Origin of the sequence: Roseovarius sp. EC-HK134 (assembly GCF_902498815.1) — a bacterium.
GTDB classification, from domain to species: Bacteria; Pseudomonadota; Alphaproteobacteria; order Rhodobacterales; family Rhodobacteraceae; genus Roseovarius; species Roseovarius mucosus_A.
Genome location: NZ_LR701544.1, coordinates 3,138,878 through 3,159,138, shown reverse-complemented (window position 1 = coordinate 3,159,138; position 20,261 = coordinate 3,138,878). Strand labels below are relative to the sequence as shown.

20 protein-coding genes are annotated in these 20,261 nt (G+C 61.6%); 7 read left to right on the top strand and 13 right to left on the bottom strand.

The features are described 5' to 3' along the window. The first annotated feature begins 48 nt into the window (after nucleotides 1-48). The gene (locus GC127_RS19115) at nucleotides 49-1,065 is read left to right on the top strand and encodes a hypothetical protein (RefSeq protein WP_151979394.1); all 1,017 of its coding nucleotides are present in this window, start codon (nucleotides 49-51) and stop codon (nucleotides 1,063-1,065) included. Between the two features lie 37 nt (nucleotides 1,066-1,102). On the opposite strand, the gene GC127_RS19110 is transcribed toward GC127_RS19115, so the two are convergent. The 8 genes from GC127_RS19110 to GC127_RS19075 form a co-directional block, all read right to left on the bottom strand. Beyond that, nucleotides 1,103-3,472 carry a class I SAM-dependent methyltransferase gene (locus GC127_RS19110; RefSeq protein ID WP_254700202.1) on the bottom strand — a complete coding sequence of 790 codons (2,370 nt, stop codon included), beginning with the start codon at nucleotides 3,470-3,472 and terminating at the stop codon, nucleotides 1,103-1,105. Between the two features lie 403 nt (nucleotides 3,473-3,875). Continuing rightward, nucleotides 3,876-4,532 carry an SMC-Scp complex subunit ScpB gene (gene scpB, locus GC127_RS19105; protein ID WP_081506218.1) on the bottom strand — a complete coding sequence of 219 codons (657 nt, stop codon included), beginning with the start codon at nucleotides 4,530-4,532 and terminating at the stop codon, nucleotides 3,876-3,878. 4 nt (nucleotides 4,533-4,536) lie between these two features. Then, nucleotides 4,537-5,325 carry a ScpA family protein gene (locus GC127_RS19100; protein ID WP_081506219.1) on the bottom strand — a complete coding sequence of 263 codons (789 nt, stop codon included), beginning with the start codon at nucleotides 5,323-5,325 and terminating at the stop codon, nucleotides 4,537-4,539. Next, nucleotides 5,318-6,346 carry a beta-N-acetylhexosaminidase gene (gene nagZ, locus GC127_RS19095; RefSeq protein WP_254700200.1) on the bottom strand — a complete coding sequence of 343 codons (1,029 nt, stop codon included), beginning with the start codon at nucleotides 6,344-6,346 and terminating at the stop codon, nucleotides 5,318-5,320. Before nagZ ends, GC127_RS19100 begins: the two co-directional genes overlap by 8 nt. Continuing rightward, nucleotides 6,322-7,251: an SPOR domain-containing protein gene (locus GC127_RS19090; protein WP_151979393.1), complete on the bottom strand. Its 930-nt coding sequence runs from the start codon at nucleotides 7,249-7,251 to the stop codon at nucleotides 6,322-6,324. The genes nagZ and GC127_RS19090 overlap by 25 nt, the downstream gene beginning before the upstream one ends. A 72-nt stretch (nucleotides 7,252-7,323) precedes the next feature. Then, nucleotides 7,324-9,069 carry an arginine--tRNA ligase gene (gene argS, locus GC127_RS19085; RefSeq protein ID WP_008281070.1) on the bottom strand — a complete coding sequence of 582 codons (1,746 nt, stop codon included), beginning with the start codon at nucleotides 9,067-9,069 and terminating at the stop codon, nucleotides 7,324-7,326. Nucleotides 9,070-9,120: 51 nt separating this feature from the next. Beyond that, nucleotides 9,121-9,762 carry a hypothetical protein gene (locus GC127_RS19080; RefSeq protein WP_008281071.1) on the bottom strand — a complete coding sequence of 214 codons (642 nt, stop codon included), beginning with the start codon at nucleotides 9,760-9,762 and terminating at the stop codon, nucleotides 9,121-9,123. 101 nt (nucleotides 9,763-9,863) lie between these two features. Beyond that, nucleotides 9,864-11,114 carry a deoxyguanosinetriphosphate triphosphohydrolase gene (locus GC127_RS19075; RefSeq protein ID WP_151979392.1) on the bottom strand — a complete coding sequence of 417 codons (1,251 nt, stop codon included), beginning with the start codon at nucleotides 11,112-11,114 and terminating at the stop codon, nucleotides 9,864-9,866. Nucleotides 11,115-11,194: 80 nt separating this feature from the next. Between GC127_RS19075 and GC127_RS19070 the strand changes: the two genes are divergently transcribed. From GC127_RS19070 to GC127_RS19055, 4 genes are all read left to right on the top strand, one after another. Then, on the top strand, nucleotides 11,195-11,518 hold the full coding sequence (locus tag GC127_RS19070; protein WP_008281073.1) for an iron-sulfur cluster assembly accessory protein: 324 nt from the start codon (nucleotides 11,195-11,197) through the stop codon (nucleotides 11,516-11,518). A gap of 63 nt (nucleotides 11,519-11,581) precedes the next feature. Then, nucleotides 11,582-12,364, top strand: coding sequence for an exodeoxyribonuclease III (xth, locus tag GC127_RS19065; protein ID WP_151979391.1), 783 nt, complete (start codon nucleotides 11,582-11,584; stop codon nucleotides 12,362-12,364). A 111-nt stretch (nucleotides 12,365-12,475) separates the two neighbouring features. Beyond that, complete coding sequence (locus GC127_RS19060) at nucleotides 12,476-12,679, top strand: DUF2892 domain-containing protein (RefSeq protein ID WP_151979390.1); 204 nt, start codon at nucleotides 12,476-12,478, stop codon at nucleotides 12,677-12,679. A gap of 87 nt (nucleotides 12,680-12,766) precedes the next feature. Next, a complete protein-coding gene (locus GC127_RS19055) occupies nucleotides 12,767-13,084 on the top strand; it encodes an excinuclease ABC subunit A (RefSeq protein WP_151979389.1) in 318 nt (105 codons plus the stop codon). Between the two features lie 18 nt (nucleotides 13,085-13,102). Here GC127_RS19055 and GC127_RS19050 read toward each other — a convergent pair whose 3' ends face one another. Together GC127_RS19050 and uvrA are read right to left on the bottom strand one after the other, a co-directional pair. Next, nucleotides 13,103-14,101, bottom strand: a complete 999-nt coding sequence (locus GC127_RS19050) for a DUF4105 domain-containing protein (protein WP_151979388.1) — start codon at nucleotides 14,099-14,101, stop codon at nucleotides 13,103-13,105. A 2-nt stretch (nucleotides 14,102-14,103) separates the two neighbouring features. After that, nucleotides 14,104-16,962 carry an excinuclease ABC subunit UvrA gene (uvrA, locus tag GC127_RS19045; RefSeq protein WP_151979387.1) on the bottom strand — a complete coding sequence of 953 codons (2,859 nt, stop codon included), beginning with the start codon at nucleotides 16,960-16,962 and terminating at the stop codon, nucleotides 14,104-14,106. A 218-nt stretch (nucleotides 16,963-17,180) separates the two neighbouring features. Between uvrA and GC127_RS19040 the strand changes: the two genes are divergently transcribed. Beyond that, on the top strand, nucleotides 17,181-17,549 hold the full coding sequence (locus GC127_RS19040) for a DUF6152 family protein (protein WP_008281079.1): 369 nt from the start codon (nucleotides 17,181-17,183) through the stop codon (nucleotides 17,547-17,549). Next, on the top strand, nucleotides 17,549-17,980 hold the full coding sequence (locus GC127_RS19035) for a hypothetical protein (RefSeq protein ID WP_151979386.1): 432 nt from the start codon (nucleotides 17,549-17,551) through the stop codon (nucleotides 17,978-17,980). Before GC127_RS19040 ends, GC127_RS19035 begins: the two co-directional genes overlap by 1 nt. A 26-nt stretch (nucleotides 17,981-18,006) precedes the next feature. On the opposite strand, the gene GC127_RS19030 is transcribed toward GC127_RS19035, so the two are convergent. From GC127_RS19030 to tatB, 3 genes are read right to left on the bottom strand one after another with little or no spacing between them, the layout of a single operon-like run. Continuing rightward, nucleotides 18,007-18,846: an ATP-binding protein gene (locus GC127_RS19030; RefSeq protein ID WP_151979385.1), complete on the bottom strand. Its 840-nt coding sequence runs from the start codon at nucleotides 18,844-18,846 to the stop codon at nucleotides 18,007-18,009. Next, complete coding sequence (locus GC127_RS19025; protein WP_081506229.1) at nucleotides 18,847-19,776, bottom strand: twin-arginine translocase subunit TatC; 930 nt, start codon at nucleotides 19,774-19,776, stop codon at nucleotides 18,847-18,849. After that, nucleotides 19,773-20,255 carry a Sec-independent protein translocase protein TatB gene (gene tatB / locus GC127_RS19020; protein ID WP_151979384.1) on the bottom strand — a complete coding sequence of 161 codons (483 nt, stop codon included), beginning with the start codon at nucleotides 20,253-20,255 and terminating at the stop codon, nucleotides 19,773-19,775. Before tatB ends, GC127_RS19025 begins: the two co-directional genes overlap by 4 nt. Nucleotides 20,256-20,261 lie beyond the last annotated feature (6 nt).

The window sequence follows — 20,261 nt, the reverse complement described above, 5'->3', positions numbered from 1 at the left end:
TTGGCCGCCGCGCAAGGTGTGTCCCAACATCGCTGCAAGGGGACCTAAATGCCAACCCGCCGTCTCTTGATCATCGGCTTCTCTAACGTGGCCACAAGATCCGGCTTCTCCGATCCCACCATCGACCGGCTTCGTGCCGAGACACCAGACGTTACCGTGCTTCGGGTCGGGCTGGGCGCCCAACAGCCGCATGTGATCCCACCCTACCTGCGCCTTGCCGCCGCAAAGCTCGGGCCATTCAGCCACGTTCTGTTCGAGGTAAACGCGTCGGCCTTTGCCCTGCATCCCCTGACGACCCCGGCGCGCGGGCGCGAACTGCTTCTCGACATGGCACTTGTGGCTCAGGATATCGGGGCCGACCCGGCCTTTTTTCTTCACCACCGCCGTTGGACATCGCCGGTTCATCACGATTTCAACGCCCAAACCCGCGAATTCTGCAAGGAGTTTCGCATCCCATTGTTGGACATGGCCGAAGGATGGCTTGCCGAGGTTGGGGCCGATGTCGTGGCGGGCCTCCTGCGCGATGATGTCCACACGACCTACGAAGGTGGTGAGGTCATGGCAGACCGCGTCACCCCGTTCCTGAAACGCTGCCTCGATCAGGCTGCTTGGTTCCATGCCGTTTCCTTGCCCAAACCGTTCTGGCGCCGCGGTCTCCTCGACACAGATGCAATTCTGCACGACCACCCGATGGAGCGTCATGACTGCATGGATTTGCCCCTCCACTACATGCGTCTCGAAAACACGGGCGCGGTCCTGCGATTTGGGCAAGAGTATCATGCCCAGGCTCTCGTCCACCTGTTCCACCGGGCTGGCGGGCACATCAACCTGCGCCTCGACCCATCGGGCCATAGTCTGCAAGTCTCCACCGTCGATCCTTTCAGCTACGCACCCAGAATCGGAACCGTCGCCTTCGATTTCTACCGCGGCCTCCACCTGCGTGAGATAACGATATCCCCCACCGTGGAAGCCCCCGAAATCAAACTGCTCAAGGGCGAACCAGAGCGGCCCTTGCGCAGCTACATCGGCCCGCTTCTCACGCTCGAGCCTGCGACCCCGTCCTGACGCCCCCCCCATGGCTATTACCCGATGGTCGCCCGGCCTACCTCTCACGGTGCAAGATCCAAGACTGCCGCAAATCCTCGATATCAAACCCATGATCCTGCGCGAATGCCTTGATGCTGTGTTGCACGACAAATGCACCTGCCTGGTCCTGCCACAGCCAGTTATCGCCGCACAACACGGCGTCGGGAAAGAGGTCATGCGCCACATCAAGCTCGTCGCGGTTCTTGAAGCCGTCAAGGTAGATCAGCTCAATAGGGATGTCGCGCCGCCGCAAGTCGTGCAACGCCTCTGGAGAGGCACAGCCCACCGGAACAAAGCGATCCTTGAACAAGCGTAGAGCGTTCAGGGCAACGGCGAAATTGCCGTACTTTCGCAGCAGGCGGGCGATGCGCGTGACCTCAGCGTCGGACAGATGATTGGCATGGGGTGCCACCCCTTCGACAAAGCTGGCCCAATCTCCATCCCACGGGTCTATCCCAATGACCGTCAGATCAGGCTTTGCCTTGAGCCAATGCAGCAAAGCCCCCCCAAGGAAACACCCCACCTCTGCCATCAATCGGATGTCCCGGTTCAGGATCTGTCGCAAGATGATCTCGCGACCGCCATCACCGTCCGCGTCGCGCGCAAGGTGAAACGGTGCGTGTTCATCCCATGGAAACTCCGGCCAGGGATTATCCCTCTGCAAGGCGTCGAGGCCCAGGATGACGCGCGATCCCGTTGGGGCGTTCGCGGCAAGATCGGCCTCTTGCGTCTTGGGCTTTGCGCCCTGCGGCCCGCTCGCAGCATTTGGGGCCAGCGACCGCCCCACATCAGACGGCGGTGCCGCGTCCACCTGCGTAGTCAGCATCTCTGCCGGAGGTCTGGCACCCTTGCGATAGTGAAAGATGCTGTGACCCGACACGCCTTGCCAAGCAACCGTCGGAATAACGGCGCGGCGCAGATCGTCGCGCGCGAACAACTCGACAGGCACGATCAGATGCTGTCCCGGCCCCCATACTTTGGTCAGAAGCGCCTGTAGATCCACCGCCCCGAAAATACGCATATGGTCTTCTTGACCAAAGCGCGTCAGTCGATCGACCGGGCGAAGATCTGGCGACAGATCCTCTAGCGTGTGTTCGCCGCGGACTGGAACCGACAGGAAATGCAACCCGTCGGGTGCAAGAATGCGGTCAAGGTCCTGCAGCACGCCATCAACTGAGCAAGGCAGATGTTCCAGAACATGACTATGCACGATCAGGTCATAACTTGCATCCGGGATGCCGGCCAGATCGACGCACAGATCAAGCTTTCGAACCGTGAGAAACTTGCTCTTGTAGCGCTCCGCATCAAGATCCGCACCATGATAGGCATCCCCTGAAAGCTCGACAAATTTTCGGGCCAGTCCCAACTCCGGCGCAAGATGAAGGATGCGTTTGCCTTTCTCGAAAGCGCCCAGTCGATCAAGCACCATCCACATAAGCCGGTTGCGCTCCACCCCCCGACAGGATGAACACCGCGCATGGGAGCGACCGTTGAAATCCTCGAACTCGGTCCCGTGACAGATCGGGCAACAAAGATCCTCGTCAACCGTCCGGATCGTCGTGGGGGCACCCTGAACGGATTTCACCTCGGCCACAGGTTTGTCCGCACCAGAGAGCGAGGACACCGGGCGCCGTCTGCCCGCCGATGCAATCTTGCGCAGGATGAATGTGGCGTTGGTGTTGAGAGGTTCGACAGGACCGCCGCGGCGCGTGATGGTCAGCCTGCCCCCAAGCGAGCGGATCATGTCCGCAAGATCGGCCCCGTAATCCGTATAGACCAAGCATTTCGTCCCGTCGCCAGCGTTGTGGTAGCGCTCCGGCTTCAGGTGAACCTCCGTCCCCTCCTCTACCCGAACCCTCGGCTCGGTCCGGTCAGGAAAGGGATAGTCATTCGGAATGGTAAAGACGTGAATCCCGCCGGGCCGAAGAACGCGCAGGGTTTCGGCAAATGCGCTTTCGACATCAGGAAGATGCTCCATCACATCGCTCGTGATGATGAGATCAAAGCTGTCCTCGTCAAAGGTCAGCTTGGTCAGGTCCTCGTTACGCACGCCATCAGGTGCTAGTGCCCCAATCGCAAGGTCGGGTCGAAAATAGGATCTTGTATAGTGCGGCAGCGTGTTAAAACGCGCAACGAAAGGTCCCCGCAAGGCTGGCTCATAGACGGCGACATTGGACAGAAAGCCTCGTGCCACCAATTCGTCAATCGACAAAGCCTGCCCGCGTCCGAATTCATCAAGGATAACGGCCGCCTGGTCACGCCAGCGCATCGTGAAACGACAATTTGGGCAGGGATAGGACTCGCGCAAAGAGCGGTGATCGCCACGTCGAAATACGCCCACATGGCCGCAAATCGCGCACAGACCCTGAAATTCATTCTCCGGCACGAATATATTTCTCCTTTTAGACTGGGTAGATGGCCGAAAAACCCAACCGGACGCCTGCACGCAGCTCGATAGTTGAGACCGGCACTTGCCTTGTCAATTGTATTCATCCGGAAAGCGCCGTCTTTTGGGCTGAGGATTTTTGCCCCGGATCTGACACCCTCTCCGGCCATCGGTATAGACTCAAAGTCGAGATCTTACATCTCACCGATAAAGGCCACCATCAGCACTGGACAGATGCCGCGCAGGTTCGGATTGCAAAAGAAGAATGTAGCCGCCGCAGGCCTGCAACCAAGACGGCCCGCACGCTTAGGGTACTCTGGCGGAAGACTGGCGATCCCTCTTATCCATGGCCGACGCCCTTCAATCGCCGCCGCAATCGCGCCGACGGCACGGATCTGCCGCGTCAGTCCTCGAAGAGCTCGTTTTGTCCCGGCGCACTCTCGTCCTCGTCCTCTTCGCTGCCCATCTGCGGCATGGTCCCCGGCGGCGGGCGATTGTCCAACAGGCCCGCAGCCCGCAACTCCTTGAGCCCCGGCAGATCCCGCGCGCTCTCTAGCCCGAAATGATCCAGAAACTCTTGCGTCACCACAAAGGTCACAGGCCGCCCGGGCGTCATCTTGCGACGCCCGAACCGGATCCACTCCATCTCCAGCAATTGATCCACCGTGCCCCGGCTGACCGCCACGCCGCGAATCTCCTCGATTTCGGCACGCGTCACCGGCTGGTGATAGGCGATGATCGCCAATGTCTCGATCGCAGCCCGGCTCAGCTTGCGGGTCTCAACCGTCTCGCGGCTCATCAAATAGCCAAGGTCCGGCGCAGTGCGGATGGCCCAGGCATCGCCCACCTTGACCACACGCACGCCGCGCCCCTCATAGCGTTTGCGCAGATGCACCAGCGCTTCGGCAGGATCGCTGCCATGCGGCATCCGCTCGGCCATGTCGCGGGTGGTCAGCGGCTCGGTGCTCGCAAACAGCATCGCCTCAATCATCCGCTCCTGCTCGCCAATGGGCGGCGCTTGAAACAGGCTTTTTTCTTTTTCTTCAGGTGCTTCCGACATACTCTTAATCCTTGCGCCGCAGCTCGATAGCGGCGAAAACCTCCGCTTGCCGCACCTCTGCCCGCCCTTCCTTGACCAGTTCCAGCGCCGCCGCAAAGGTCGAGGCCGTGGCCGATCGCCGCCGCCCCGGATCGGTGGTGAACCCCTCTGGCAAATAGCTCAGGATATCGGTCCAGGTGCCTGCATAGCCGATCAAACCCCGCATCCGCTCCAACGCCTGCTCCATGGTAAAGATCGCATCGCGATCCATCACAAAGGGGCGGAATTCGTCGCGCGTCCTGATCCGGGCATAGCCCTGCATGAGGTCAAGCAGCGTCGCCGTATAGGTCACACGCCGCAGGCGCGCCACGTCCTCTGGCACCCCGCGTGCAAAGAAATCGCGCCCCAGCCGGTCTCGTCCCATCAGACGCGCCGCGCAATCGCGCATCGCCTGCAAGCGCTCCAACTGAAACGCCAGATGCGCCGCCAACTCCTCGCCCGAGGGTCCGTCTTCGCTCGGGTCTGGCGGCAACAACAGCCGCGATTTGAGAAAGGCAAGCCACGCCGCCATCACCAGATAATCCGCCGCCAGTTCCAGCCGCAGCGCCTTGGCGCGTTCCACAAAGGCCAGATATTGCCGCGCGAGTTCCAGCACCGAAATCTTGCGCAGGTCCACCTTTTGCGTCCGGCTCAGCGTCAGCAAAAGGTCAAGCGGCCCCTCGAACCCATCGACATCGACAATCAGCGCCTCAGCGGCCAACCGCTCGGCGACATTGACCGGCCCCTCATCCCTGTCGAAATCGTCCTCACTCATGCGCACACCCGCCCGTCAGCGCATCAAGCTGTGCCGATAGGGCGGAAATGTCAATCTCTTGGGGGGTCTTGCGCCATGTCAACGCCCGGTCGGCACGGATTTGCGCAGGCTCGGTCATCTCGCCAGCTGCCTCTGCCACCGCCTGCCGTTCCGCCAGCGTCCCGTTGCAATGCAGGATCACATCGCACCCGGCCTGCAAGGCCGCCCGCGACAGGTCCGGCAAGGTGCCACGCAACGCTTTCATGGAAATGTCATCAGTCATAATCAGCCCGTCAAAGCCGATTTCGTCCCGGATCACCTGCATCATAGATGCGGATAGGGTCGCAGGCGCGGCATCAATCGCACTATAGACCAGATGCGCCGTCATCCCCAAAGGCAGGTCGTTCAGCGCTCTAAAAGGCGCAAAATCAGTATCTTGCAGATCACTCTTCAGCGCCGTGACCACCGGCAGATCATGGTGGCTATCCGCCTCGGCGCGGCCATGTCCGGGGATATGCTTGACCACGGGCAATACGCCCCCGTCTAGCAATCCATTCGCCACCGCACGGCCCAGATGCGCCACCGTATCGGGATCAACGCCATAGCAGCGATTGCTCAGGAACGGATGCGTCGCAGGCCCCGCCACATCCACCAACGGCGCGCAATTGCTGTCGATGCCAAGCGCGTGCAACTCTGCCGCAATCAGACGATAGCGCAGATACATCGCCTCAGCCGCGCGGCTGCCCGCCGCCTCTGCCTGATCCAACGGCGCAGGCCACTCGCGCCATAGCGGCGCGCGCAATCGCTGCACGCGCCCTCCCTCCTGATCAATCGTGACCATCGCGTCATGCCCTGCGGCCTCACGCATCTCTGCCACAAGGGCGCGCACCTGATCCGGGCTGTCGATATTGCGCGCAAAGAGGATAAACCCAAACGGGCGCGTGTCGCGAAACAGCGCCTTTTCCTCTGTCGTCAGCCGCAGACCCTCCGCATCGAGGATCGTCGCCCCAAACCGCGTCACCGCGTGACCACCGGGATGCACTCGGCGCGCTCCGCGACCAGTGCCGAACAGAACCGCCGCGCATCCCCCAGATCGGCAAAGCCCATGGCCCGCAACCGGTAGAATGTGCGCCCGCCACTTTCAGCGCGCTGAATAACCCGTTGTTTTCCATCAAGGAAATCACCGAACCGCCCCGCCAGACGGTCCCATTCCGCGCGCGCCACCTCGGCCGAGTCAAACGCGCCAAGCTGCGCCAACCGCGTGCCAAGTGGGATCGTTTCCGCATCCACCTCATCCGAGGGCGCAGATCGCGCCGCCGCCACCGCAAGGGCGACTGCTTCGGACACCGAGGTAAGCGATGCAGGGCGCGCACGCGGGCGCACGACCGCTTGCGCAACGGCAACGTCTTCCACGTCAGGGGTCTCGACCGCCTCCGGGCCCGTCACCTCTTCCTCCAGCGGGGCTATCGGCGCGGCCCCCGCCGCAATCTGATCCGCAAGCGCAAGGATTGAGGCGTTTTGCACCTCCTCCGGCACAGCTTGTGGCGCAGGCTCTGTGACTTCCGCACGCGGAGTGGCCTCTGCGACCTCCGCCGTCGGGGTCAGCGGGGCCACATCCTCCAACGACAATTCAAGCGGCGGAGGGGCCAGAACCAACCGATCTGCCGGGGCCGCTGCCGTGCCTTCGGCGGCCACGGCATTAACCGACAGCCCTTGATTGGCCGCAGCATCGCCACCGGGATCGGCAGGCGCCTCGCGCATTGGCCCTTCGGCCGCGCGCACCACCGGCACGCCTGACACATCGCGCAGGACCATCTTGGTGCCCCACATCCCAACGCCCGCGATCAGCGCAAGCGAGAGTGCCGCGCCGGTCAGATTGGTCAGCCTGACAATGAGCTTTGCGCGCTCAGGCCCCGGTTCGGGCCGTGCATAGTGCATATCTGCCATGTCGCCTCTTGCTCTCCGGCGATACATGGTCGCCGGGGATGTACTGTTCTGCCTCATCCCCGGCTTGGTGCGTTAACGCATCTCTTCCGCCGGAGTTACGCCCAGAATACCAAGGCCTGCGGAAATAACAACGGTTACAGCACGCGCAAGGGCGATTTTCGCCTGTGATGTGGCCACATCGCCCTCTTGGATGAAACGCAGCGACGCATCGTCATTGCCCCGGTTCCACAAGGCATGCAAATCAGACGCCAGATCATAGAGATAGAATGCCACGCGATGCGGCTCATTGCTGCGCCCGGCAATCTCGACCAAGCGTGGCCATTCCGCGATCTTGCGCGCCACCGCCAGCTCTGCCTCATGGGTCAACCCGCTGAGGTCCGCTTGCGCCAATGTGGCATCCTCCACCGCAATTCCGGCTTCTGCGGCCTTGCGCAGCACCGAATTCACCCGCGCATTGGCATATTGCACGTAGAACACCGGGTTATCCTTGGATTGCTCCAAAACCTTGTCGAAATCGAAATCCAAAGGCGCATCGTTCTTGCGCGTCAGCATCACAAAGCGGGTCACATCCGCGCCCACCTGATCAACCACATCGCGCAGCGTCACAAAGGTGCCCGCGCGCTTCGACATCTTGAACGGCTCGCCGTTCTTATACAGCTTCACCAGTTGGCACAGCTTGATATCCACCGGCACCCGGCCATTCGACAGCGCCGACACCGCCGCCTTCATCCGCTTGACATAGCCGCCATGATCCGCGCCAAAGACGTCGATCAAAAGGTCAAACCCCCGGCTGATCTTGTCATAATGATAGGCGATATCAGGCGCGAAATAGGTCCAGCCACCGTCCGACTTCATGATCGGGCGGTCCACATCATCGCCATGTTCGGTGGATTTGAACAGCGTCTGCTCGCGCGGCTCCCAATCCTCGGGCATTTTGCCCTTGGGCGGCTCCAGCACACCGCGATAGATCAAGCCCTTGCTGCGCAAATCCTCGATCGCCGCCTCGATCAACCCGGTGCCATAAAGCGACTTTTCCGAATAGAACACGTCCATCTCAACGCCAAGCGCCGCAAGATCCTCGCGGATCAGCGCCATCATCTTGTCCGTGGCGAAATCGCGGATCGGCTCTAGCCAAACCTCCTCGGGCTGCCCAACATAGGCATCGCCCACTTGCACCTTCAGCGCCTCACCCACCTCGATCAGGTAATCACCCGGATAGGTGCCATCGGCAAAGGCCACCGCCTGCCCATGCGCCTCAAGATACCGCAGATAAACCGACCGGGCCAGCACATCGACCTGCGCACCGCCATCATTGATGTAATATTCGCGCGTGACCTCATAGCCCACATAATCCAACAGCCGCGCCAGAGCATCGCCAAACACCGCGCCCCGCGTATGGCCCACATGCAGTGGCCCCGTCGGATTGGCGCTGACATATTCCACATTCACCCGCTTGCCCGCCCCAAGGGTCGAGCGACCATAGCCCGTGCCCTCGGTCAGCGCCGCACGCGCCACCCGCTGCCACACCGCAGGGACCAGCCGCAGGTTAAGAAACCCCGGCCCCGCCACCTCGGCGCTCTCGACACGGCCATCCTCGGCCAGCCGTGCCGCCAAAGCATCGGCAATCTCGCGCGGCTTGAGGCCCGCAGGCTTGGCCAGCACCATCGCCGCATTGGTTGCCATATCGCCATGCGCCGCATCGCGCGGCGGCTCGACCGTCACACTGGTCATATCCAGCCCCGCGGGCAACTGGCCGCCTGCCTGCATTGCCGCCAGCGTTTCCAGCACGAGGTCGCGCATATCGGTAAAAAGGTTCATAAAAGCTATCCTTGCTGCCTTGGCTCGGGTTATCCAACGGCGCGCGGCGCGTCAATCACAAGCGGCGCAAACCGTCACGCAAGACGACTGCACCCCGCCCTCACCCCCAGGTGCAAAGCCCAGAAATATAGCAGGCTCCAACACCACCGACAGCGCAGCCGTCGTGCCCCGTCGCGGCCCCTCGGCCCGCATCAAACGCAGCGTGTGCACCGGCTGCGCACCACCTGCCTCTTGCACCAGATAGCCGCCCAAATGATCCAGACCCAGACGGCACGCCCGTTCCGCCGCCCCAGCCCCCGCGCAGGGGACTGCGTTGACAATCAAGCTCCGGCCCTGCCCCGCCTGCAAACCGGGTCGCAGCGCGCGGCTCAACCCGGCAATGCCCATCGTCACCGCCCCCAAGCGCGCCGCCATGCGCAAAGGTTGCAAATGGATCAGCAAATCAATCGGTGTCTGCCCCCAAAGCGCCCCCAACCGCGCGCAGACCGACGGGCGCAGCACATCCAGCGCCAGCGTCTCGATGCGCCCCGGAACCAACCGCGCCAGTGCCTGACACCGCCGATCTTCCCGGTCAATCACGATCACCTGCGCCCCGGCCCGCGCCAACCCCTGCGCGAGCACAACACCCGCCGCACAGCCCGCCGCAGCGATCAGCACGGTCTTGCCCGCAACATGCTCCGCGAAACCCACCATCACCAAAGCGCCCCAAATACCACGAGATGGTTAGCATCGGGCCGCACAGCACACAACGCAGGCTGCACGCAGAAGCGTATAAACTTTTTCGTTATAAGAGCTTAGACACCGTTATCGGAGAAATCACGCGCGCCTTCACCCGTTAGGCTTGCATATTCCTGCAGGGCAAACCGATCCGTCATGCCTGCGATATAGTCACTAACCAGCCGCGCCAGCGCGGTCTCATCCGCCGCCTGCGCCACGTCGCGGCGCCATTCCTCGGGCAGGTGATCCGGCGCGTTCAGATAATGGGGAAACAGCGTGCTCACCACCCCATGCACCCTCAGACGCATGTCGTTGACCTCGGGCGCGCGATACATACGCGCAAAAAGAAACGCCCGGATTTGCTTTAAATCCCCCCAAAGCGCATCCGAGAACCGGATCACCGGACGCCCCAGATGCCGCACCTCCGCCACCGAAGCCGGCGCGGCGTCCTCCAACAGATACCGTGACCGCGTGATCACATCCCCCACCATCACCCCAAACACGCGGCGCAGCGCCTCATGCCTGCGGCGTTTGCGGTCAAGTCCGGGATAGAGCCGGTCCACCTCGGCGTAACAATCGCCCACAATGGGCAAGCCTGCGATTTCGTCATCGTCAAACAACCGCGCGCGCAACCCGTCATGCAGATCGTGATTGTTATAGGCAATATCATCAGACAAGGCCGCCACCTGCGCTTCGGCACTGGCATGCGTGTGCAATTCCAGATCATGCCGCGCATTGTAATCCGCCAAGGCATAGGGCAACGACCCCGTCACATGGTCATCACTCCTGAGGGGCGTCACAGGCCCATCGCCCCGGAGGAGCGTCACGGGTCCATCGCCCCGGAGGGGCGTCACAGGGCCATTATGCTTGGCCAACCCCTCCAGCGTCTCCCATGTCAGGTTCAGCCCGTCGAACTCGGCGTAATGCCGCTCCAGCGACGTCACGATCCGTACCGCCTGCGCGTTGTGGTCAAACCCGCCATAGGGCGCCATCAAGGCATCCAGCGTGTCCTCACCCGCATGGGCAAAGGGCGGATGCCCCAGATCATGCGCCAGCGCCACCGCCTCGGTCAGCTCGCCATTCAGCCCAAGCGCACCCGCAATCGTGCGCGCCACCTGCGCCACCTCGATGGAATGGGTCAGCCGTGTGCGGAAATAATCCCCCTCATGCGCCACAAACACCTGCGTCTTGTGCTTGAGCCGCCGAAACGCGCTGGAATGGATGATGCGATCCCGGTCGCGCTGAAAGGGCGAGCGAAACGCGCTTTCCTCTTCCGCAACACGCCGCCCACGCACCTGCGCGGGATCAGAGGCATAGGGGGCCGTCATCGCTGCTTATCCTTGTCGCCAGAGGTCAGGCCCCATATATTGCACCTGACAGCAAACGTGAACCAGTCAGGAGCATTCCGATGCAATTGCCGCCCAAGGTGACCCCCCGCGCCTTTGCCCGCCTCGCCGAAATCGGTGCTGGCGATCAGGGTCAAGCCCTGCGCGTCGCCGTCGAGGGCGGCGGCTGCTCTGGCTTTCAATACGAAATCAAACTCGACGAGCCCGCCCAAGACGATCTGATTCTCGAAGGCGACGGGCAAAAGGTCGTGGTTGATTCCACCTCCCTGCCGTTTCTTGCCGGGGCCACGATTGATTTCTCCGAGGAATTGATTGGCGCGCGCTTTATCATCGACAACCCCAACGCCTCCTCGTCCTGCGGCTGCGGTACGTCGTTTTCGATGTGACCGCTTGTCACCTCCGCCCCCCTGCGCGATAGAGAATGCCAGAGGACAAAAGGGGGCCGCGCCATGAAAATCGCCACGTTCAATATCAACGGCATCAAAGCCCGGATTGACGCCCTGCCCGCTTGGCTTGACGAGGCGTCCCCCGATGTGGCCCTTCTGCAAGAGATCAAATCCGTCGATGACGGCTTCCCGCGCGAGATTTTCGAAGAGCGCGGCTATAACGTCGAAACCTATGGGCAAAAGGGCTTTAACGGCGTGGCGATCCTCTCGAAGCGCCCGCTCGAGGATGTCACGCGCGGTCTGCCCGGCGACGACACAGACGAACAGGCCCGCTGGATCGAGGCAACAGTTGTCGGCGATCACCGCGCGTTGCGCCTCTGCGGTCTCTACCTACCCAATGGCAATCCCGCACCGGGGCCGAAATACGACTATAAACTCGCATGGATGGACCGCCTGCACGCCCGCGCCCGCGACCTTCTGGCCAGCGAAGAACCGGTGCTGATGGGCGGCGACTACAACATCATCCCGCAGGATGAGGATGCCGCCCGCCCCGACGCATGGCGCGAGGATGCTCTGGCCCGCCCCGAAAGCCGCGCCGCCTTTCGCCGCATCCTCAACCTCGGCTTTACCGAGGCGTTTCGCGCGCAGGTGCAGGGGCCGGGGCATTACACCTTCTGGGATTATCAGGCCGGCGCTTGGAACAAGAACGACGGCATTCGAATCGACCACTTCCTGCTCAGCCCGCAGGCAGCAGACCTGATGACCGATTGCGGCATCGACAAGGATATACGTGGCCGCGACAAACCCTCGGATCACGTCCCGCTCTGGGTTGAACTCAACGCCTGAGCCACCAATCTATCCCCCCCTCTGTGACCAGATCACAGACGCTGCCCCCACCCGCATGCGACTATGGCGCATCAACCGGGCCTCCGCGCCCCTCAATCCATAGGTGATCCCATGCTCAAGAAAAATGTTGGCTCTATCGACCGCGCCCTGCGCATCCTCTTTGGCCTCGCGCTGCTGGCGGGTTTCGCGCTGAACCGCGAGGGCGCCTATAGCTGGCTCTATCTGATCGGGATCATCCCGCTGGTGACAGGTCTCATGTCCTCCTGCCCGCTCTATTCGATCCTCGGCATCTCGACCTGCCCGCTCAAGAAATAACGGCAAGGTTTCGCCCAAGGTGCACGCCCCGTCTTGGCATCGGGCGTGACACGGCCCATGTCTGTCGTACACACGAAAGGACAGGCCATGAAACACACGTTGATCCTGTTGATGTTGGGTATCACCTTTGGCGGGGCCCCGGCCTTTGCGGGCAACGGCCATTGCCCGCCGGGACTGGCCAAGAAACACAACGGCTGTCAGCCCCCCGGTCAGGCGAAGAAGCAAGGATATTACCGCATCGGCGACCGCATCAACGAGGATTACATCATTCTGCGTAATCCCGGTCGCTACGGTCTGGACCGGAACGAGACCTACTACCGCGTTGGCGATCAGATTTACCGCGTGAACCGCGAAACACGCGAAATTCTCGACCTGATCGGCGCTGCGGCGGCGGTTCTGAACTGACCGTTTCGCGACAAGGCGCTAGTCGCGCCACCCCTGCCGCAGCAGCCGCGAATACTCCTGACTGCTCAGCCCGTCAACCGGGCTGGGCGGCAAGACGGCGCGCGCTTTCAGCTCTGCCAAGGGCACCGTCCCTGCCCCCGGCAAAACCCCCAGATCATAAAGATATCCGGGCAACCGCCCCGACAAGATGACCCGCAGGTCAAACACCAGACCCTCCGCAATGCCGCGCACCAACCGATAGGGCATTGTCGTGCAATTGGTCCAAAGCGTGTGATACCAACGCGGTTCCTCGGCCAAGGCGTTGCCATAGTCCAGAAACGCCCGAAACAACGCCGCGCGCTGCCCAGCACCCATCGCCACCGGATAGAGCGACACCGACTCGCCTCGCGCATCGGTGCGAAGATGCACGATGTCGCGCTCGTCGGCGGCAATCAACACCAGCTCATACCGCTTGAAAAAACCGCCAATGGCCGAAAATTCTTCGCCCACTTCCCTGCGGATCTCGCCGGAAAAGACGATATGCCGCCCATCGGCAAACCCGAAACTGACCAGCGTATGCGCAATCTCCGGACTATCCCAGACCGACATGATCATATCAACAGAGGTGATCTGCTCGGGCTGAACCTCCAGATCATACCAGCGCTCAACCGCCTCGGTCGGGCTTGACCGGCGAAAATCCCGGATGTTGCGCACCAGAACCGCGCCTTCGCGCGCCGGCTCTGCGGTGACGCCGCGCGCCACTTCCGCCATCCAATCCCGGTCCTGTCGCGGCGCAATCCCGCCCCACCACAGCGCCCAGACCGCCAAAACCACGGCACTCAGCCCCAAGGCCCGGCGCAAACGCCCCCGCAACAGCATCCGCACAAGCGCAAGCCAGACGAACACTCCCACCAGATAGAGCAGATAAACCCAAGGTGCCGCGATCTGGAAATGCAGGCTTAGCCCAATCCAGACCGCAAGCCCCAAAAGCCAAGCGATCCCCAAGCCGCGTCCACAGATCGCCGCAGCGCGCCGCATCCCTATTCCGCAGCCACGCGCCGCGCCGCCAATATCTCCTTGAGATAGCGCCCGGTATGGCTGCGGGGCTCTTCGGCCACTTCTTCCGGCGTGCCCACTGCCACAATCTCGCCGCCGCCATCGCCGCCCTCGGGGCCAATGTCGATAATATGATCAGCCGTCTTGATCACATCAAGGTTATGCTCGATCACAATGACCGAATTGCCCTGATCGACCAATTCATGCAGCACTTCCAACAGCTTGTTCACATCCTCGAAATGCAGCCCCGTCGTCGGCTCGTCAAGGATGTAGAGCGTGCGACCCGTGGACCGCTTGGCCAGCTCTTTCGACAGCTTCACCCGCTGCGCCTCGCCCCCCGAAAGGGTCGTCGCCTGCTGGCCCACCTTGATATAGCCAAGCCCCACCCGCATCAGCGCATCCATCTTTTCACGGATGCTCGGCACCGCCTTGAAAAACTCCTGCGCCTCTTCCACCGTCATATCAAGAACGTCCGCTATACTCTTGCCCTTAAAGCGGATTTCCAGCGTCTCGCGGTTATAGCGCGCACCCTTGCAGGTCTCGCATTCCACATAGACATCCGGCAGGAAATGCATCTCGATCTTGATCAGACCATCACCCTGACAGGCCTCGCAGCGCCCGCCCTTAACGTTAAAGCTGAAACGCCCCGGCTTATAGCCGCGCGCCTTGGCCTCTGGCAGACCGGCGAACCAATCGCGGATCGGTGTAAACGCCCCCGTGTAGGTTGCGGGGTTCGAACGCGGCGTGCGCCCAATGGGCCGCTGATCAATGTCGATCACCTTGTCGAGATGCTCAAGGCCTTTGATGGTCTCACAGGGCGCGGGCGTCTGCCGCGCGCCATTGAGGCGCATCGAGGCGGTCTTGAACAGCGTCTCAATCGTCAGCGTGGATTTTCCCCCACCCGACACGCCCGACACACAAACAAACTGCCCCAGCGGAAAGGTCGCCGTCACCTCCTTGAGGTTGTTGCCCGTCGCCTTGACCACCGTCAGCTTCTTCTTGTTGCCCTTGCGCCGTACCTCGGGCACCGCAATCTCGCGCGCGCCAGACAGGTATTGCCCGGTCAGCGACGCAGGATCAGCCGCCACCGCGTCAGGTGTGCCATGGCTCACCACCCGGCCGCCATGCACCCCGGCACCGGGGCCAATGTCAAACACGTAGTCAGCGGTGCGAATGGCCTCTTCGTCATGCTCGACCACGATCACCGTATTGCCCTGATCCCGCAGATTGCGCAGGGTTTCCAACAGTCGCCCATTGTCGCGCTGATGCAGGCCAATCGACGGCTCATCCAGCACATAAAGCACGCCCGTCAACCCGCTGCCGATCTGGCTGGCCAGCCGAATGCGCTGGCTTTCCCCACCCGACAGCGTGCCCGCATTGCGGCTCAGCGTCAGATAATCCAGCCCCACGTTGTTGAGAAACCCCAACCGCTCGCGGATTTCTTTAAGAATGGCGCGCGCAATCTCGTTTTTCTGCTTGCCCAAATGATCCGGCACCGTGCGGCACCACTCCAGCGCCTCGCGGATCGACATCTGCACCACTTGGCCCACATGCAGGCCCGCAATCCGCACCGCCAGCGCCTCGGCCCGCAGGCGATAGCCACCGCAGGCCCCGCAAGGGCGGTTGTTCTGATAGCGTTCGAATTCCTCGCGCACCCAGCTTGAATCGGTCTCTCGATAGCGGCGTTCCATATTGGGAATAACGCCCTCGAACACCCGGCTCACCTGATAGACACGCCCGCCCTCATCATAGCGAAATCCGATTTCTTCCTCACCAGACCCGTGCAAGAACACCTGCTTCACATGCGGGGGCAGGTCTTTCCACGGGCTGTTGCGATCAAATTCGTAATGTTTGGCAATGGAATTGATGGTCTGCGTGAAATAGGGGCTCTTGCCCTTGCGCCAGGGTGCAATCGCCCCATCCGCCAGCTTCAGCGCCTCATCCGGCACCACCAACCGCTCGTCAAAGAACAGCTCCGCCCCCAACCCGTCACACTCGGGACAGGCCCCAAAGGGCGCGTTGAACGAAAAAAGCCGTGGCTCGATTTCCGGAATGGTAAAGCCACTGACCGGACAGGCGAATTTCTCGGAAAAGATCATCCGCTCCGGGTCACCCTCCTTGGGTGCGGTTTCCAGCACGGCAATGCCATCCGCCAAATCAAGCGCCGTGCGGAAACTATCCGCAAGCCGGGTCTGCAACCCGTCTTTGACCACCAGCCGGTCCACCACAACATCAATGTCATGGCGGAATTTCTTGTCGAGCGTGGGCGGTTCATCCAATTCGTAAAACTGCCCGTCGACCTTAACCCGCTGAAACCCGGATTTGCGCAGTTCCAGAAATTCCTTGCGATACTCGCCCTTGCGGTCGCGCACGATGGGGGCCAGCAGATAGGCGCGCGTGCCCTCCTCCATCGCCATCACCCGGTCCACCATATCCTGAACCTGTTGCGCCTCGATGGGCAGGCCGGTGGCGGGCGAATAGGGCGTGCCGACGCGGGCAAAGAGCAGCCGGAGATAGTCGTAAATCTCCGTCACCGTGCCCACGGTCGAACGGGGATTCTTGCTTGTCGTCTTTTGCTCAATCGAAATCGCCGGGCTCAGACCGCTGATATGATCCACATCCGGCTTTTCCATCATGTCGAGGAACTGCCGCGCATAGGCGCTCAAGCTCTCGACATAGCGTCGCTGCCCCTCGGCATAGATCGTGTCAAAGGCGAGGCTGGATTTGCCAGAGCCCGACAGCCCGGTGATCACCACCAGCTGATCGCGTGGAATATCCACGTCGATATTCTTGAGGTTATGCTCGCGCGCCCCGCGCACCTCGATATATTTCAGATCGGCCATTCTGACCCCCCGGATCACCATTCCCCACACATAGGCGAGAGCCGCGCCGCTTCCAAGGTAATTTTGTGAACAGAGCGCGAACATGCAACAATCGCCCTGCCCGTCCTCGGCACATCGCCGCCCGTACAGAACCGCGCCGCAAGATGGTCAGGCAAAATTCATTTGACCTGGCCCTGCCGCGCCCCCACCTACTTGGCACAGCACGAAAGGAGACCGCTATGACCCTGACACGCCGTTTCATCGCGCTTGGCCTACCCGCGCTCCTCTTTGCCCGGCCCGCCATCGCCCATCACGGCTGGCGCTGGACCGACGATGGGCGGTTCGAATTGCGGGGCCTCATCACCGAGGCACGCTTGGGCAATCCGCATGGCGTCTTGACCATCGACGCAGAGGGCGAGATCTGGAAGGCCGAGGTCGGCCAGCCGTGGCGCAACGAACGCGCCGGTCTGACTGACGCCATGCTTGCCCCCGGCACGGACATAAAGATCATTGGCAAACGCGCCGCTGATCCCAAGGAGCGTCTGGTCAAGGCCGAGGCGATCGAGCTTTCAGGCGCGCTCTTTGAGCTGTACCCCGAACGCCTTTGATGGATTGGGCGGCAACGCTTGAGGCCCAGCCCTTCGCTCAGGCCCTGCGGGCCTCGCGCTGGACATATCCGCTGGTGAATGCGGGTCATATCCTTGGTCTGGCCCTGTTGATCGGGGCCGTCGTGCCCATGGATGTCCGGCTCTTGCGCGGCGATCTGCGCGCGATCAGGATGCTGCGCGTCTATGCGATTGGCGGACTCTGTCTCGCGCTTGCCTGCGGCAGCCTGCTTTTTGCGGCGCAAGCGTCGGACTATGTGGCAAATAGCTGGTTCCGCTGGAAAATCGCGCTTTTGGTCGTGGCTCTGGTGAACGCGGCCTTGCATCTGCATCCGCTGGCCCTGTCACGCCCCCGCCAATGCGCGGCGGCCATACTGTCGCTTTGCCTGTGGATCGCCGTCCTGCTCTGCGGTCGGATGATCGCCTATTCCTGAGGCGCAGCAGGCACGGCATCCCGCCCCTAAGCGACGCTGACGCCCCGCCGCCCCGCCAAATCGGTGAAATACTGCCACGCCACCCGGCCCGACCGCGCCCCGCGCGTGGCCTGCCATTCAATCGCCTCAGCGCGCAGCGTGTCTTCGTCAATCTCGACACCGTAGGCAACGCAATAGCCCCGGATCATCGCCAGATACTGATCCTGATCGCAGGCATGAAACCCAAGCCAAAGCCCGAACCGATCCGACAAAGATACCTTTTCCTCGACCGCCTCAGACGGGTTGATCGCCGATGACCGCTCATTCTCGATCATGTCGCGGGGCATCAGATGCCGACGGTTTGACGTGGCATAGAACACCACATTGTCTGGCCGCCCCTCGATCCCGCCATCCAGAACCGCCTTGAGCGATTTGTAATGCTGATCGTCATGGGAAAAACTGAGGTCATCACAAAACAGCAAGAACCGGGTTTGCGCGCCGCGCAAGAGGTTCAGCAACCGGCTGACCGACGGCAAGTCTTCGCGCTGCAATTCCACGATCTTGAGCGGCAGGCCCTCTGCCCGCACCGCTGCATGCACCGCTTTCACAAGGCTGGATTTTCCCATGCCCCGCGCGCCCCACAAGAGGGCGTTATTGGCGGGCAGCCCCCGCGCGAATTGCAGCGTGTTTTGCAACAGCGTATCGCGCGACCGATCCACCCCCACCAAAAGACCCATATCGACCCGGCTCACGTGGCGCACCGGCTCCAACCGATCCGGGCTGACATGCCAGACAAAGGCATCCGCAGTATCGAAATCAGGGGCCGAAAGCGGTGCCGGGGCCATCCGCTCCAGCGCGGCGGCGATACGGTCCAACGGATCACTCATTCAATTCTTGCCTTTTTCCTCGGACGCGTCGGCCTCAGCGGCATCCGCCGCCTCTTCCTCATCAAACCACAGCCCCTGCGCACGCAATTCCGCCTCACGCTTTTTCTCAACCCACGTCACCAGTTGGATTGAAATCTCGTACAGGCCGTAAACCACCACGAAAAGGATCAGTTGCGTCACCACATCAGGCGGCGTCACCAGCGCGGCCAGAACAAGGATACCGATCACGGCATATTTGCGCACCGATTTCAGACCAATCGCACTCACCAGCCCCGCTTTCCCCATCAGCGTCAGCAAGACCGGCAATTGAAAGCAAAGCCCAAAGGCGATGATGAATTTCAGCGTGATATCAAGGCTTTCGTTGACCTTACCAAAAAAGGTGATGCGAATGCCCGTAGCCTCAGGGGCCGCCGCCGCCCCCGGCACCACCTCTGGCCCAACCAACCCGGTCATCAGATCGGCAATGATCGAGGGCACATCGGCAAAGCCAAGAAAGAACGCCATCGCAAGAGGCGTCACCACCAAATGCGCAAAGGATGCCCCCAACAGGAACATCATCGGCGACGCGATCATGAACGGCAAAAACGCGTTCTTTTCCTGCTTATAAAGCCCCGGTGCCACAAAGCGCCACATCTGGAACCCGATCACCGGAAAAGCCAGCGCAAAGCCGAACACCATCGAAATGCGGAACAACGTAAAGAGATATTCCTGCGGGCTGGTATATTGCATCGTGGGCGACGGGTCGCCCAACTCGCGCAATGTCGCCTCGATCGGCTCTAGCAGGAATTGCAAAATCGGCTCGGCCACGGCAAAGGCCAAACAGATCCCGATGATAAAGGCGATCACCGACCGGATCAGCCGGGTGCGCAGCTCGGCCAGATGCTCGATCAGCGGCGCACTGCTGTCCTCGATCTCGTCGCGCGGGGTCATGCCTCGTCCTCTGGCTTGGACGTCTTCCCTTTCGGCGCAGCCTTGGGCTTCGCGGCGGCCTTGGGCTTGGACGCCACCTTTTCCGGTGCGACCTCAGCCTCGGCTTTCGCAGCCTTGCGCGCCTCTGCCATCTCAGCGGTGGCAGCGCGGCCCTTTTCGGCCGAGGCCTGCTGTTCGGGGCTCAGTGTGGGCTTGGTCACATCGTTCAGATCGCGCGTGACGCTGTCCGTCGTCTTGCGCACCTCATCCATCGCGGTCTTCATCGGGTTTGCCGCGGATTTAAAGGTTTTTTGAATGTCACCAACGCCGGATTGATCGGCGGCATCATTCATCGCGCGGCTAAATTCGCGGGCCATGCCTTTGGCCTTGCCCACAAAATTCCCCACAGCCCGAAACATTCCCGGCAGGTCCTTGGGGCCCACCACGATCAAGGCCACGATGCCGATAAGCAAAAGCTCCGTCCAGCCAAGATCGAACATTTAAGG

Coding starts and splice junctions, on each gene's coding strand:
- GC127_RS19080 (WP_008281071.1), bottom strand. CDS start 9,762: ATGGTGGGTTTCGCGGAGCATGTTGCGGGCAAGACCGTGCTGATCGCT.
- GC127_RS19070 (WP_008281073.1), top strand. CDS start 11,195: ATGCAATTGCCGCCCAAGGTGACCCCCCGCGCCTTTGCCCGCCTCGCC.
- GC127_RS19050 (WP_151979388.1), bottom strand. CDS start 14,101: ATGCGGCGCGCTGCGGCGATCTGTGGACGCGGCTTGGGGATCGCTTGG.
- GC127_RS19100 (WP_081506219.1), bottom strand. CDS start 5,325: ATGAGTGAGGACGATTTCGACAGGGATGAGGGGCCGGTCAATGTCGCC.
- GC127_RS19025 (WP_081506229.1), bottom strand. CDS start 19,776: ATGACCCCGCGCGACGAGATCGAGGACAGCAGTGCGCCGCTGATCGAG.
- GC127_RS19090 (WP_151979393.1), bottom strand. CDS start 7,251: ATGGCAGATATGCACTATGCACGGCCCGAACCGGGGCCTGAGCGCGCA.
- GC127_RS19060 (WP_151979390.1), top strand. CDS start 12,476: ATGCTCAAGAAAAATGTTGGCTCTATCGACCGCGCCCTGCGCATCCTC.
- GC127_RS19035 (WP_151979386.1), top strand. CDS start 17,549: ATGGATTGGGCGGCAACGCTTGAGGCCCAGCCCTTCGCTCAGGCCCTG.
- uvrA (WP_151979387.1), bottom strand. CDS start 16,962: ATGGCCGATCTGAAATATATCGAGGTGCGCGGGGCGCGCGAGCATAAC.
- GC127_RS19115 (WP_151979394.1), top strand. CDS start 49: ATGCCAACCCGCCGTCTCTTGATCATCGGCTTCTCTAACGTGGCCACA.
- scpB (WP_081506218.1), bottom strand. CDS start 4,532: ATGTCGGAAGCACCTGAAGAAAAAGAAAAAAGCCTGTTTCAAGCGCCG.
- xth (WP_151979391.1), top strand. CDS start 11,582: ATGAAAATCGCCACGTTCAATATCAACGGCATCAAAGCCCGGATTGAC.
- GC127_RS19030 (WP_151979385.1), bottom strand. CDS start 18,846: ATGAGTGATCCGTTGGACCGTATCGCCGCCGCGCTGGAGCGGATGGCC.
- argS (WP_008281070.1), bottom strand. CDS start 9,069: ATGAACCTTTTTACCGATATGCGCGACCTCGTGCTGGAAACGCTGGCG.
- GC127_RS19055 (WP_151979389.1), top strand. CDS start 12,767: ATGAAACACACGTTGATCCTGTTGATGTTGGGTATCACCTTTGGCGGG.
- GC127_RS19075 (WP_151979392.1), bottom strand. CDS start 11,114: ATGACGGCCCCCTATGCCTCTGATCCCGCGCAGGTGCGTGGGCGGCGT.
- GC127_RS19040 (WP_008281079.1), top strand. CDS start 17,181: ATGACCCTGACACGCCGTTTCATCGCGCTTGGCCTACCCGCGCTCCTC.
- tatB (WP_151979384.1), bottom strand. CDS start 20,255: ATGTTCGATCTTGGCTGGACGGAGCTTTTGCTTATCGGCATCGTGGCC.